This window comes from Streptantibioticus parmotrematis (assembly GCF_019890615.1).
Taxonomy (GTDB): Bacteria; Actinomycetota; Actinomycetes; order Streptomycetales; family Streptomycetaceae; genus Streptantibioticus_D; species Streptantibioticus_D parmotrematis.
In genome coordinates this window covers 130,572-144,957 of record NZ_JAINVZ010000008.1, presented here as the reverse complement: position 1 = coordinate 144,957, position 14,386 = coordinate 130,572, and the positions used below count along the sequence as shown (strand labels likewise).

The window sequence follows — 14,386 nt, the reverse complement described above, 5'->3', positions numbered from 1 at the left end:
TCAGCCGACCGCTGCGCGGACGTGTGCGTAGACGTGGAGCAGTTGCAGCAGCAGCGGCAACAGCGCGAGCGCGGTGACGAGTTCGAGGATGTCGGCCAGGTGTCCCCAGATCGGCAGGAGCCGGGCGGTGGGAAGCCGCCAGGCACCGGCCAGCAGCAACCCGGCGGCGAGCAGCAGGCCGGCCAGCAGCGCGCACCGCGGGCCGGTCGACGAACCCTCGGCCCACGTCAGCACCACGCTCAGCAGGCCGAGCGTGCCGCAGACGGTGCCCGGGATGCGTTGCCAGGTCGCGTTGAGGTTCTTGGCGCGCAGCAGCAGCGCGGCGGAGAACACCAGGGGGAACAGCCACCCGATCCAGTCGTTTCGGCCGAGCAGGAGGGCGAACGCGGTCGTGCACAGCAGTGCGGTGGAGACGCTGATCGCGGTCAGGACGTTGTCGGCGGTCATGGCCCGCCGGGTGACCTGCCGTTCGGGGTGCGGGGCGGTGTCCTCCTGGAGTTCGGCGGCGTTGCGCGGCAGTTGGGGTACGCGGATGCGGGCGAGCCGCAGCGAGGTGCGCGGCGCGAGGTGCCCGAGCAGGAAGGCGGCGACGGCGACGGTGGCCGCGCCGTGCCCGATGTCGCCGCCGAACCGGGTGGCGGCGGCGCCGGTGGCGAGGGTGAGCGCCGCGGTGAGCAGCAGGGTCCCGGAGACGGCGGACCGCAGGCGTGGCACGGGCAGCAGGGCGCCCGCGACGGCCGCGGCGCAGCCTCCGGCCGTCATCAGGTCGACGGGCCGGGGGCGGGTCAGTCCGTGGACGCCGTGCACGGCGGTCAGCCCGGCGAGCGCGGCGAAGACGACGGCTCCCCCACCGGTGATGAGCGCGGCCGTGCGGTCCGCGGGACGGCGCCGGTCGGCGGCGCACCCGGCGCCGAGGGCCACGGCGGCGACGGCGTACAGCACCGGTGTCGCGGTGTCCCCGCCCAACGTGCCGACGGCCACGGCCAGCACGGCGAGGACGACGCAGGCCAGCGCGAGGAACAGGCCGCGGGTCAGCTCGGGCCGCCATCGGTTGGCGCGTTCGGCGACGGCGTGCGAGACGCCGTCCGCGATGTCGTCGAAGGTCAGCTCCGGCATCGGGTCGTCCACGGTGCGCAGGTACAGCACGTCGCCGTGGACCAGACCCGCGCTGCGCGGTGTGGCGTCGAGGTCCAGCGGGGGTTCACCGAGCCGTTGCAGCGTCCACGCCCCCGTCGGCCGGCCCGGCTGCGCGGGCAGGTGGCGGGAGAGCGCGGGCAGCAGGGTCGCGACGGTCGTGGTGACCGGCACGGCGAGGTCGGCGCGTCCGGCCGGTCCCGCGACGGTCAGCCGGCACACCTCGGGGCTGACCGCCCCGGGGGCTTGGGGGGCGGGAAGGGCGGTCGTCATGGTGCTCCTGAAGGGTGGGGGACGCGGGCCGGGTCGGGGCGCGCGTCAGGGGCCGGCGTGTCCGACCTGCATCAGCCGCACGCCGCGCCGGGTGACGAGTTGGGCGCGGCCCGGCGGGAGGGTGCGCGGCCTGGCCTCGCCGATGAACTTCCCCTCCTCCTTGGGGTAAGAGTGCAGGAGCGCCGGGCTGCCCAGTTCCCACACGCGGCGCAGCACCGGGTCGAGCATGGCGCGGGTGGCTCCCGAGGTGGAGCGCGAGATCACCATGTGCAGGCCGATGTTGGCCGAGTGGGCGAGCATCGGGGCCAGGTCGGCCAGGGGGGAGCCGGATCCGGGTCCGCCGCCGTACAGGTCGTAGTCGTCGACGACCAGGAACAGCCTGGGCCCGGTCCACCAGTCCCGCCGGGCGAGGCGTTCCGGGGTGATGTCGGGTCCGGGGACGCGCTTGCCCACCGACACCGCGGCGCTGCCCGCGAGTCGGGTGAGCGCCTCCCCGTCGACGGCGAATCCCACGCGGTACTCCTCCGGTACGGCGCCGAGCAGGTCGCGGCGGGTGTCGGCGAGCAGGATGCGTGCCTCCTGGGGCGTGTAGCGCCGCAGGATCGCGTCGATGGCCAGGCGCAGCACGTTCGTCTTGCCGGTCTCGTTGTCGCCGAACACCATCAGGTGCGGGGTGGTCCGGAAGTCGTGCCACACCGGGGCCAGCCGCTGCTCGTCCCAGCCGAGGCACAGCCGCAGGTCGCCGTCGGGGGCGGGGAGTCTGTCGAGCGGGAGCCTGGCGGGCAGCAGGCGCACGCCGGGCGCGGGCCGACCGGTCCAGAACGTGTCGATCTCGGCGACCGCGGACTTGGTGGCGGTGGTCAGGTCCCCGGTGTCGCTGGAGCTGTCCAGTCGCGGCAGGGCGCACAGGAAGTGGTGCGCGGTCCGGGTCAGGCCTCGACCGGGCTGGTGGGGGACGCTGCCGGCCGCCTTCGCCCCGATCTCCGACTCCATGGCGTCGCCGAGCCGGAGTTCGAACTTGGTGCCGAACAGGTCGCGTGCGGCGGGACGGATCTCGGACCAGCGCATGGCGGACGCGACGACGTGCAGCCCGAACGACAGGCCGCGGGCGGCCAGGTCGATGATGCGCGGTTCCAGGTCCTCGAAGTCCTGCCGGAGCGTGGACCAGTGGTCGACGACGAGGAAGACGTCGCCGTAGGGGTCGTCGATCTCCCCGCTCCCCCGCAGTCGCCGGTAGGCCGTCATCGACTCCAGGCCCAGGTCGGTGAAGCGCTGCTCGCGGGCCTCCAGCAGCTGGGTCAGCTCCTCGACGGTGCGCTGCACCCGGTCGCGTTCCAGGCGGGTGGCGATGGACCCTACGTGCGGGAGCCCGGCGGTGGACTGCAGGCCGCCACCGCCGAAGTCGAGGCAGTAGAACTGCACTTCGGCCGGTGTGTGGGTGAGGGCGAGCGACAGCATCAGGGTGCGCAGCATCGTGGACTTGCCGGTCTGCGGACCGCCGGCGAGCGCCACGTGGCCGTCGGCGCCGGACAGGTCGGCGACCATCAGTTCGCGCAACTGCTCGTAGGGCCGGTCGATCAGGCCGAGCGGGACGCGCAGCCCGCCGAGCGCCGGGTGCTCGCTCGCGCTCATGCCGCGTACCGGGTCGGGGACGATGCCGGGCAGCAGGTGGTCGAGGCTGGGCGAGGAGTCGAGGGGCGGCAGCCACACCTGGCGCGCGGGCGGGCCCGCGCCCTCCAGCCGCTCCACGAGGACCTCCAGCAGGCTGACCGTGTCCTCTTGCGCGGGCTCGGGTTGCGGTCCGGTGAGGGCGGTGAGTTCCTCGGCCGGTGCGAGGGCGTCGGGTGCGGCGGGCCGGCGCTGCTGCGTTCCGAAGGCGACGATGCCCGAGGCGTCGTCGGCCGCGGCCTGCGGCTGGGCGGCGCGGGAACCGCCACTGGGCTCGGGGCAGGGACCGGAGACGTAGGCGGCCTTGAAGCGCGCCAGGTTGGTGGTGTCGATCTTCAGGTAGCCGTTGCCCGGCGAGGAGGGCAGTTCGTAGGCGCTGCCCACGCCGATGACGCTGCGGGACTCCATGGAGGAGAACGTGCGCAGGGCGATCCGGTACGACAGGTGGCCCTCGACCCGGTGGATGCGGCCCTCGTCGAGCCGTTGAGAGGCCAGCAGCAGGTGCACGCCCAGCGAGCGGCCCAGGCGGCCGATGGTCACGAACAGGTCGACGAACTCGGGTTTGTTCGCCAGGAGTTCGGAGAACTCGTCGACGACGATCACCAGCGAAGGCAACGGTGCGAGCGCCGCTCCGCCCAGCCGCGCCTTCTCGTACTCGTACAGCGAGGAGTAGCCGCTGTCCCGCAGCAGTTCCTGACGGCGGATCATCTCGCCGTTGAGGGAGTCGCGCATCCGGTCGACGAGGTGGAGTTCGTCGGCGAGGTTGGTGATGACCGCGGAGGTGTGCGGCAGCCGGTCCATGTGGAGGAACGTCGCGCCGCCCTTGAAGTCCACCAGCACGAAGTTCAGCACGTCCGAGGAGTGGGTGGCGGCGAGCCCCACGACGAGGGTGCGCACCAGCTCGCTCTTGCCGGAGCCGGTCGCCCCGATCAGCAGCCCGTGCGGCCCCATGCCCGCCTGCGCCGACTCCTTCAGGTCCAGCTCCAGCACCTCGTTGTCCTCGGTGATGCCGATGGGGACGCGCAGCCGGGCGCTCTGCGGGGTGCGGGTGCGCCACAGCGCGGCCACGTCGAACGAGCGCGGATCGCGCACCCCGAGCAGTGCCGTGAGGTCGAAGTCGGTCTCCAGCGGCGCCTCGACGAGGTCCACGCCGCCGGCGGTGCGCAGGGGGGCCAGGACCCGGCCGAGGGCGTCGGCCGCGGCCGGTGACAGGGCGTCGGCCGCGGCGGTGACCTGGGTGGTGCCCGCCGGGTACTCCACCTCGCCGTCCCGCGCGGTCAGCCGCAGCACTTCGGGTCCGCCCGTCATCGCGCCGGTGGCGTCCAGCAGGACGACGTTGCGCAGACCGGCGCCGAGCAGCCGGGAGGTCTCCGGGATGTGCGTCCGGTACGCCACGACCACGACGAACGGCTCCCCCAGCCGCGGCGTCGCGTCGGGCTCGTGGTCCGGGCGGTCGGTGACCTCGGCACCGAGCAGGTCCAGCAACGTGTCGTGGTCGTCCGCCACCAGGCGCAGCGGCCCGGCGGGGTCCTCCTCGCGCGGGTGGGCGTTGTGCGGCAGCCACTTGAGCCAGTCCCACTCGGTCAGGCCCACGGCGTCGGTCAGCAGCGCGACGCGCAGTTCGTCCGGCGAGTGCAGCACCACGAGCTGCCCGATCATGGCCCGCAGCAGGTCCAGCGCGCAGGCTCCGTCGCCGGCGAACTCCACGCTGGTGAACCGCCGCAGCGGCACGGGCACCGGCAGGTGGTCGACGGACTGGTGGGCTTTGGTGAAGCGCCGCAGCGACACGGCCGACAGCGGTTCGAGGTCCTCGACCGGCTTGGTCTCCGGTGGCACCAGGACCAGGGAGGCGCGCCGGGTCCCCAGGCCGATGCGCACCTGCGCGAAGTCCTGGTGTCCGGCCCGCCGTTCCCACAGCCGCGGGCCGCGGGCGAGCGACCACAGGTCCTGCGGGGCCGGGTTGTCCCAGCGGGCCGCGGCACGCTGCTCGGCCGCCGCCTGCCGGGCGCGGATCCGCAACTGGGCGAGGTAGCGCAGGTAGTCGCGGCGTTCGGCGCGCATCCGGCGTCTGCGGTCCGCGCCGCGCCTGCCGAGCTGGCCGAGCCCCATGCTCATCATGGCGACGCCCATCATCCCGGACATCATGTAGGTGGACGGGGAACGGGCGCCGACGGTGAACATCATCGCCATCGCGCCGACTCCCAGCGCCATCGGCAGGTACACCATGGCCGTGCTCAGGTCGGCGACGGCGGGCTCACCGAGCACCGGGGGCTCGGCCAGCTCGATCCGGCCCTCGGGGGCCTCGGGCCCGGGCACGCGGGCCTGGCGTTTGACGACGATGGTGCTCATGGGGCTGACTCCGGCGGGCGTGGGGTCTTGCACGGCACGACGCGGCGCCGACGTCTCGCGCCGGGACCGGTGACCGAAGGGGCCGCAGCAGGGCTGCCCGCCCACCCTAGGAACGCGCGGGCCACCGGACGGCCCGGGCGCGGTGCCGGGTGTCCGTACGAACAGCCGACTCTGCCTGCGTGTTCAGCCGCCGGACGCGGTGGAGCGCCGTCCGGGCGTGTGCGTGCCGTCCGGCGGGAGGTCCGGCACCCGGCCGAGTCCGGCCAGGCTTCCGTCCAGCCAGGCCGCCGCCAACTCCACCCGCGAGCGGCGGCCGGTGCGCTGGAAGAGCCGCGTCAGCCGCTGCTCCACCGTCTTCTCGCTGCACGCCAGACGGGCCGCGATCTGCCGGTTGGTCGCGCCCTCGCTCACCATGGTGATCAGTCGCACCTCCGCCTCGTTCAGGCCCTGCCGGGCCGAACGCCCCCTCGGCATCGGCACGTTGTGGCGACGTGCCGACCGGCTGAGCAGCAGGCGCCCGGGCCGCCCGAGTGCCATCCGGTGCGTGTGGCGTGCCGCCTCGGCCAGCCAGTGCTGGGGGTCGTCGCCCACCTCCGACAGGACGAGGCAGCAGTACAGCTGCATGTGCCGGTCGCCGCGGCGTTCGGCGGAGCGGTGGGCGTCGTACGCGGCACCCGCGTCCCGGTGCACCACGCCGCGGGCGACGGACAACGCCTCGCGCGTCGTGGCGGTGGCCATCTCCTGGTGGAGCGCGGCCAGTTCCTCCAGGGCCTGGCGCGCCTGCTGGGGCCGGGCCTCCTCGGCGAACTCGAGGATGCGCAGCAGCACCCTGTCGAGTCCGGCGAGCAGTCCGCCCTCGCGCGCCCGGCGTACGTCGCGCCACGCCTCCCGCAGCGCCGTCTCCTGCTGTCCGGACCAGTACCGCACCCCGAGGCGGGCGCGGGCGATCAGCGGGTGCACGGCGGTCCCGGGGATCCGGTCGAGCCACTCGCGGGCCCGTGCCAGATCGCCGCGGAAGCAGTGGATCTCGGCTGCCAGCGCTCTGGGCAGCCATCCGCCGACGGGCGACTCGTCGGCGCGGCCGCGCGCCTCGATGTCGCGGGCGGCCGTCAGGGCGGCGTCCCAGTTCCCGGCGAGGTAGTCGCGCACCATCGTGTGGTAGCGGTCGGCGCGGCTGTGACCCGCGCTCAGGTGGCGTTCGCCCAGCACGGCCTCGAGGGCGCCGGCCAGGTCCCCGTACGCCGCGGCGTCCCGCAGCGGGCCGACCGCCACCTCCCACGCCGCCTCCACCGGCAGGCCGCGCAGCGCCCTCGCCAGGCCGTCGCGTCTGCCGGTGGCGACCGCCAGCGTCCGCAGCTCCGCGTACGACGGCAGCGGGCCTCCTCCGGGCTCCCGCGACCGGCCGCCAGTCGCCGCGGGGTGGGAGTTCGGCGGCCACGGTGCGAGCGGTCCGATCCCGTACCGGCCGCCGAGCGCGGTGAGCATGGCGGCGCGGGGTGTCCGTCGCAGGGCCTCGTCGAGGACGTCCGCGGGGGTGGCCTCGCACGGCGGCCGGTGCTCGTGCAGCGCGGACAGGGCCCAGGCGGTGGTGGCGAACTCCAGCCGTTCGTCGGCCGCTTCGGGCGCGGTTCGGCGCAGGGCGGCGAGCAGCGGCCCGCCCAGGGCCAGCACCCCGCGGTGATCACCGCGTTCCAGCCCCAGCCTGGCGGCCGCGCACAGCGCGCGCGGTGCCGCGGGGTCGTCGGGCGACAGGCGGCCCAGTGCGGACAGGTAGGCGCGCGCCGCCCGCGGGTGGTGGGCCCTGGCGTCCCGGCGGGCCGCCGCCAGCAGCAACGGCACCGCCACCGTGTCGTCCAGCGCGGTGCCCGCGGCCACGACGTGGTCGGCGAGTGAGGGGTGGGAGGCCCCGGCGTCGGCGGGGGCCAGCCGCCGGGTCACCGCCGTGACGACGGCGGCGTGGACCGGCCGCGGGTCGTGGCCGGTGGGCCCGGCCCGCAGCGCCGCCGCCAGCGCGGGGACGGCGAAGGAGAGCCTGCCGTCGCCGTCCGCCGTCACGACGCGCTCCTCCACCAGGCGGTCCACCGCCCGGCCCAGGTCGGCGCCGGGTGACCGGCCGGGCCCGGCCAGGGCGTGCAGGTCCTCCACCCGCAGGTCGGCCCGGTGCAGCAGGCGCGCCAGGACGGTGGCGGTGTCCGTCGCGTCGGCCGTGACCGGACACAGGGACGCGGCGTCCGTGCCGAGGCGGAGGTCCTCCTCGGCCCCGGTCAGGCCGACGCGGCCGTCGAGGTCGAGCAGTCGGCCGTCCTCCCGCGCGGCGGTGAGCACCGACAGCACGGCCGCGGGACGTCCGGCCAGCGGTCCGAGGCAGCGTCGTACCGCCGCCACGAGCAACGGCTCGGGAGGGCGGCCGAGGCGCTGGGCGACCAGGCCGCCGACGTCGTCCGGCGGGAGCGGTGCCAGGTCCAGCACGTGGTCGGCGGCCGTGGCGAGGTCCGGCGTGTCGGCCGCGCACGCCCGTGTCGGGCGGCCGGCCAGCACCACGGGCAGGCCCACCGGGCGGAACACGCGCAGCATCAGCCGGAGGGCCGACGCCGTCGGCGCGGGTATGCGGTCGACGTCGTCGAGGACGAGGGCGAACGGGACGTGGTGCGCCGCGTCCGCCAGGGTCTCGCCCAGCACGGACAGCAGCGGCAGTTCGCCGCTCCGGTCGTCGTCGAGGCGCAGCCGTGCCCGGCGCACGGCGGTGACGCGGGCCGGGAGCCGGCCGTCGTGGACCTTGGCGAGCACGGCGTTGACGGCGTCGGCCAGCGCCGCCGGTCCCGCGGGCTCGGCGGTGTCCTCCCACGTCATCCTGAGGATCTTGGTGCCCTCCCGGGCGGCCGTCTGCCGGGCCTCGTCCAGGACGGCGGTCTTGCCCGCTCCGGCGGGGCCGGTGACCAGGACGGTGCGCGCCGTCGGGGCCGGGCGCAGGGCCTCGGCGACCACGGCGACTTCGCGGTCCCGCCCGATGAGGGGTGCACGGCGTTCCACCACGGTCTCGACCCGCCTTCGGCCTACGGCGACCGGCTCGGCCCCCGCCGGTCGTGACGTCTTCGTTGAAGCGGCCATAATGCAGCCTTCGGCGGGACCGGCGCACCGGACGCGCCACAGGCGCCGGGCGTACCCGTCCGGTGACGACGCGTAGTCGAGGAGTGCCGTGGCCGGTGACCGGGCGCAGGACGTCGGGCCGGAGCACGGGGCCACGGCTGGCCGGACGCACCTCGGACACCTGCGACTGGTCGGCCGCGACCGGGAATTGGCGGAGCTCGACGCGTGGATCGACGACCCGGACGCGCCGCGGGTGATGGTCGTGGAGGGCGAACGGGGCGCGGGCCGCACGGCGTTCGCGGACGCCGCCGCCGAACGGCTGCGGGGACGCGGTCGGCTGGTCCTGCCCCTGGCCTGCCGGGACGGCGACGAGCGCGATCCGCTCCTGCTGGCGCTGCGGGTGGTGGTGGCCGCGTGGGAACACCGGTCGGCCGCCGGGAGGGTACGGCCGGATCTGCGGGCCGAGGCGGTGTCCGCCGTGGACAGGGGCGACCGGACGGCCGTGGCCGACGCCCTGGTGACGGCGTTGACGCAGGCCGCGCCGGTGGCGGTGGTCGTGGACGACGTCCAGCACGCGGACCCGGCCTCCCTCGACGTGCTGGGCACCGTCACCGCCCGGGTGCCCCCGCCGGGCGTCCGGCTGGTGGTGACGTCGCTGCGCCACACCCCCGGGGGCGGCCCGGTCGCGACGGGTCCCCGGGGCCGTGCCGTCGGCCCGCCGGCGGGGCACGGCGTCTCGCGCACGATCGCCCTGCCGTGCCTCACCCCCGGTCAGATCGCCGACCTGACGGCGCCGCGCCTGCAGGCGGTGCCCGACGCGGCGCTGGTGGAGCGGGTGTTCGCGCTCACCCGGGGCGTCCCCGCGGCGGCCGACGCGCTGCTGTCCGCATGGGCGGGGCGGGACGCGGTACGGGTCGCCGACGGTCACGCGTTCCTGGCCCCGGACGCGCCGACACCGTTGCTGCCGGACGACGACCGGTTCATGAGGGCACTGGGCGGGCTCGGTGAGCCGTGCGCCGCGGTGGCGGCGGCGCTGAGCGTGCTGTGGCCGCTCGGCCGCACGGCGGCGACGATGGCGGCGCGGTCCACCGGTCTGTCCGAGCGGGAGGTCGCCGCGTGCACGGGCCGTCTCGTGGCGGTGGGCGTCCTCGACGAACTGCCGTGGCGGGAGGCGCACTTCGCGCGCGGCTGGACGTTCCGCTCGCCGCTGGTGGAGCACACCGTCAGGGAACGGTCAGGGCCGCTGTCGCGCGCGAGGCTGTCGGCCGCCGCGGTGGAGGCGCTGTGGGCCGCGGGGGACGGCACCGGTGGCGAAGTGGGGCCGGACAGACCGGCGTTGATCGTCGATGAGGCCGAAGCGCAGACCTACCTGCTCGAACGGATCGTGGACGCGGGCGGTCTCGTCGACCGCGACCGCGCCGTGTCGGAGCTGACCGCCGCGGCGGACGCCCTCCACCCGGACCACGAGGACCGCCGCATGCTGCGGTGGCTGCGGGCGGCGCTGCGCCTGATCGAGGATCCCGCCGCCCGCGAACTGGCGCTTCTGCGGTGCGCCAAGGGCGCCTGGGTGGTGGGCGATCACCGCACCGCGGGCGGTGCGGCCGAGACGATCCTGCGGGCTCCGTCCGACGCCCTGAGCGGACCCGAACTCCAGGAGATCGCCAACCTCCTGGTCGGCGCGACCGCCGCCGGGAAGGACTGGCCGCGGCTGTCGCGGATGGGCTCGGCCCGGTGGTGGGAGGCCCTGTCGCTGCCCGCCGTGGCGGCCGTTCCCGCGCAGGCGTTGGCCCTGTGTCTGGCGGAGCGGTGGCAGGAGGCCGTGGACCTGCTCTCGCGGACGCGGGCCCAGTGGGCCACCGGTGCGCGTGGCAGGCTGCTGCCCGACCTGGCGCGAGCGGTCGGCAACGTGGTGCGGGGCACGCCCGGTTCGCTCCCCGTCACCCTGCTACCACCGCAGGGCCCCGGCGTTCCGCCCGACCTGGTGTACGCGATGACGGCCGCGTACTGCGAGCTGCTGCTCGGCGTCCGCGACCTGGCCGGGACGACGTCCCTGCTGCGGGCCCGCGGGTTGACGCCCGAGGCGCTTCCCGCTCACAGCCGCTTCCTCCTGCTGCACCTCCAGGGCCGGTGCGACGAGGCGATGGCGCTGTCCCGTTGGCTGTTCGCCAAGGAGCAGACGTTCGCCCCGGCCCCGCACCACCATCTGCTTCCGGCGCGGACAGCGGCCATCCTGGTGGCGAAGGGCAGACCGGCGGCGGCCGCCCGTCTGATCGACCGCGCGCGCGGTGACGGCGACGGCCCGCTGGAGGTGTTCCTCGATCTCGCCGACGGCGCGGTGCTCAGTGCCCTGGGCCGGCCCGAGGCGGCCGGTCAGGTCTTGCGGCGCGGGCTGCGGGCGGCCGACGCGCGCGGCTACGTGCACGGGACCGACGAGTTGGCGGCGGCTCTCACCGTGGTCCAGGTGGCGGCGGGCCGGCCCGGCGAGGCGGCGGCGAGCCTGCGGCGCCTGGAGGACGTCGCCGCGCGCACCGGCAACGAACGGACCCGGCTGCTGCGTCTGCTGGCGTCGGCCCGGCTGGCGGGGCGGTACGGCTCCGACGACGTTCGCGACATGCTGCACGAGGCGGTGGAGTTGGCGCGCTCGCGCGGGCAGCCGTTCGAGACCGCCGTCACGTTGTCGGCGGCCGCCCGGGGGGCCGACCGCCCGGAGTTGCTCCACGAGGCGTACGAACTGTTCGGCGAGACCGGTGCCGCGCTGCGCCGCTTCCACACCAGGAGCGCGATGCGCGCGGCCGGGCTGGCCGTCCCCGGCCGCAAGCAGTCGGCCGAGGAGAACGAGCGGTTGCTGGCCGCCCTGCTCACCGACGGGCTGACGAACCGGCAGATCGCCACCGTGCTGCGGCTGAGCGAGGACGCCGTCGCCAACCGCCTGACGCGGCTCTTCGCCCGCACCGGCCTACGGTCCCGTACCGAATTCGTCTCGGCCATGCTCACCGGCGACCCGCTCGGTGAGGGAGGGCGGTGAACGGTCGTGCGGCGCGCCCGAGTTCTTCGGCGCGCGGCGCGGTCCGGGAGTGTCCGCGGAATTTCCGGAACGCCGAAAGGACGGCGGCCGCAGGGCCCGGCAGAAATCCGGGAAAGCGATTTCATGCCGGGCACCGCGGCTTCCGCGGATCACCGGAAAGCACAACCGTCGCTGGTCGGGCGGCAGATGGAGGCTCGCCGACCGCGCGCGTCCCGGTTGTCCATGCTGCGGTGCGAAACCGGGGTGGGCAAGCGCCGAGCGGTGACTTTGCCCGTTTGTACAAGCCGTCGCCATTACCGCTCCGGTATTCGTGCCAGGTTTCCCTGTCCTTAGCCGGTGAGGGGGTCGGGGAAGCCGGTCGGCCGAGGTCCGCGTGGCACGATCATCGCCACGAAACCTCAAGGACGACTTCCCGATGGGGGAGAAATGCCCCACCCGACACTCGCCGACACCGTGTGTGTGGCGGTTCACTCATCCGACGCCGTCATCCGGGAGGGGCTGGTCAGCTTCCTCCAGCACGACCGCCGTCTGGAAGAGGTCCCGGCGGATCGGCTGCACGAAGCCGACGCCGTCGTCACGGCCTTCGACACCGTCGACGCCGCCGCCCTGGAGGAGTTGGGCTCCCTGGCCGGCAAGGGCGACGCACGTTTCCTCGTCGTCGCTGGACGGCGCTGGCAGGCCCACGTCTCCGCGGCGATCGACCGGGGGGTGCGTGCCGTGCTGTGGCGCGACGCCTTCACGCCGACGACCTTCGTCCGCACCCTCCTGACGGTCGCGGACGGCGGCGGCAGTCTCCCGCCCACCCTCCTGGGGACGTTGATGGAGCAGGTCCAGTGGACGCAACGAGAGGTACTCGGCCCGCACGGCCTGACCTCCTCCGGCGTCAGTCCTCGTGAGGTGGACGTGCTGCGGCTGGTGTCCGAGGGCAGGGAGCTGTCCGAGATAGCGACCGCGCTGTGCTACTCGGAACGAACGGTGAAGTACACCCTCTACAGCCTGATGAAGCGCCTGCAACTGCGGAACCGGGCACATGCCGTCTCCTACGCCATCCGCGCGGGCCTGATCTGAGGGCCGCCCCCACCGGCCGGCCCCGGACGCCGCTTGACAACGATGGCTGGAACATGACACCAATTAACTAGTCATCTAGTGAATCAGGAAATTGGGTCCCGTGACGCCTCCCCGGCACCCGCCCGCGCGTGACACCGCGACCGGCGCAGGAAGAAGGAAGCGCTGACTTGTACGTCGACGACGACCACCGAAGGCTTCGCCCGTGCCCCCGCGACCGGCGCGTTCCCGGGGCACCGCGGGCCGGGACGGTCCGGGTGGCGATTCACACCACGGACGCCGTGGTGCGCGCCGGGCTGACCAGTGGCCTGCGGCAGGACCAGCGGCTGTCGGAGGTCGACGCGACGGCCGCGCCGCAGGACGTGGACGTGACCGTGGTGGCCGTGGAGACGGCGGACGACTCCCTGCTGAAGACGCTGCACGGCCTGGCCGCCGACCACGCCCCCGGCACGCGGTTCCTGGTCATCGCCAGACAGCGGTGGCGGATCGAGGTCCCGGTGGCGATCGGCCACGGAGTACGCGCGGTGCTGTGGCACGGCGACTTCTCCCCCGCGAGGTTCACCTCGGCGGTCCTGGCCGTCGCGCGGGGGGACACGTCGTTCCCCCACGACATCGAGGAGGATCCCGCCGGACACCCACAGGGCACCCGGTGCGAAGCCCACGCCGCGGCGGAACGGCCCCCGTCGCAGGTCAGCGAGCGGGAGCGGGACGTCCTGCGCCTGATCAGCGAGGGCCGTGAACTCGCCGAGATCGCGGCGGAGTTGTGCTATTCCGAACGCACCATCAAGTACACGCTGTACGGGGTCATGAAACGCTTCGGCGTACGCAACCGGGCCCACGCCGTCTCCCACGCGATACGCACCGGCCTCATCTGACGCCTCAGGGCCACGCGTCCCGCACGGCACCCAGGGGCCACGCGTCCCGCACCCCGCGAGCGAGACACCTCGCGCCACGAACGCGTTCGTTACGATCGTGGGATGACTCCGAGAACCGAGCCGGTCAGCCGCCGGGAGCGGCCGGCGAAACCCGCCCTGTCCCGCTCGTGCATCGTGGCCACGGCCGTGCGGATCATGCGGTCCGACGGGCTGGAGAAGGTGACCATGCGGCGCCTGGCGCAGGAACTGGACACCGGACCGGCCTCGCTCTACGTCTACGTCGCCAACACCGCCGAACTGCACGCCGCCGTGCTGGACGCCCTGCTGGGAGAGGTCGACCTGACCGGCGAGAGCGGCGGCGACGGCTGGCGCGACCGGCTCCTGGCCGTGCTCACCTCGTACACCTCCGTGCTGTTCGAGCACCCCCAGCTCGCCCGCTCGGCCCTCGTGGCGCGCCCCAGCGGGGAGAACTACCTGCGGCTGGTGGAACGCGTCCTGGATCTCCTCGCGCGCAGCGGAGCGGCCGAGGGGCAGGTCGCCTGGGGTGCCGACAAACTGCTTCAGCACGCGACGGCGAGCGCCGCCGAGCACTCCACGCAGAAGCACGACCCCGCCCACGAGGACGAGTGGAACGCCACCGTCCGGGCCCTGCGCACCGCGGACCCCACCACCCACCCGGCGATCGCGGCCCACATGCCCGCCCTGATCGGCGGCTCCCCCGCCGACCGCATGCGGTGGAGCTTCGACGTCCTCGTGAACGGCATCACCCACACCCCCGTCCCCGGCGTCACGGACTGATCCGGTCGGGTACACGGGGCGGTGTCAAAGCATGCCCCATGACGAACTTGTTCGTTACGAACATGTTCGTTACGCTGGTCGGGTCAGCAGGCCGCACTCAGGACCGGAGGCA

7 protein-coding genes are annotated in these 14,386 nt (G+C 74.6%); 4 read left to right on the top strand and 3 right to left on the bottom strand.

What is annotated here, in order from left to right; translation table 11 throughout:
• The 3 genes from eccD to K7472_RS14450 all read right to left on the bottom strand — a co-directional run bounded on the left by eccD (position 1) and on the right by K7472_RS14450 (position 8,457).
• Positions 1-1,407, bottom strand: a complete 1,407-nt coding sequence (eccD, locus tag K7472_RS14460) for a type VII secretion integral membrane protein EccD (RefSeq protein ID WP_222977897.1) — start codon at positions 1,405-1,407, stop codon at positions 1-3.
• Positions 1,408-1,452: 45 nt separating this feature from the next.
• Positions 1,453-5,424 (bottom strand): type VII secretion protein EccCa, encoded by a 3,972-nt coding sequence (gene eccCa, locus K7472_RS14455; protein ID WP_222977895.1) that lies wholly within the window; start codon positions 5,422-5,424, stop codon positions 1,453-1,455.
• Between the two features lie 183 nt (positions 5,425-5,607).
• Entirely contained in the window at positions 5,608-8,457 is a 2,850-nt protein-coding gene (locus K7472_RS14450; RefSeq protein WP_308013914.1) for an AAA family ATPase, read from the bottom strand.
• Positions 8,458-8,620: 163 nt separating this feature from the next.
• Between K7472_RS14450 and K7472_RS14445 the strand changes: the two genes are divergently transcribed.
• The 4 genes from K7472_RS14445 (at position 8,621) to K7472_RS14430 (ending at position 14,274) form a co-directional block, all read left to right on the top strand.
• Positions 8,621-11,536, top strand: a complete 2,916-nt coding sequence (locus K7472_RS14445; RefSeq protein WP_222977891.1) for an AAA family ATPase — start codon at positions 8,621-8,623, stop codon at positions 11,534-11,536.
• Positions 11,537-11,995: 459 nt separating this feature from the next.
• Positions 11,996-12,604: a helix-turn-helix transcriptional regulator gene (locus tag K7472_RS14440; RefSeq protein ID WP_308013913.1), complete on the top strand. Its 609-nt coding sequence runs from the start codon at positions 11,996-11,998 to the stop codon at positions 12,602-12,604.
• A gap of 254 nt (positions 12,605-12,858) precedes the next feature.
• Positions 12,859-13,476 (top strand): helix-turn-helix transcriptional regulator, encoded by a 618-nt coding sequence (locus tag K7472_RS14435; protein ID WP_222977887.1) that lies wholly within the window; start codon positions 12,859-12,861, stop codon positions 13,474-13,476.
• 102 nt (positions 13,477-13,578) lie between these two features.
• On the top strand, positions 13,579-14,274 hold the full coding sequence (locus tag K7472_RS14430) for a TetR/AcrR family transcriptional regulator (RefSeq protein ID WP_222977885.1): 696 nt from the start codon (positions 13,579-13,581) through the stop codon (positions 14,272-14,274).
• The last annotated feature ends 112 nt before the right edge of the window (positions 14,275-14,386 follow it).

Bases quoted from the DNA above. Each gene is read 5' to 3' on its own strand.
- eccD (WP_222977897.1), bottom strand. From the start codon at position 1,407: ATGACGACCGCCCTTCCCGCCCCCCAAGCCCCCGGGGCGGTCAGCCCC.
- eccCa (WP_222977895.1), bottom strand. From the start codon at position 5,424: ATGAGCACCATCGTCGTCAAACGCCAGGCCCGCGTGCCCGGGCCCGAG.
- K7472_RS14430 (WP_222977885.1), top strand. From the start codon at position 13,579: ATGACTCCGAGAACCGAGCCGGTCAGCCGCCGGGAGCGGCCGGCGAAA.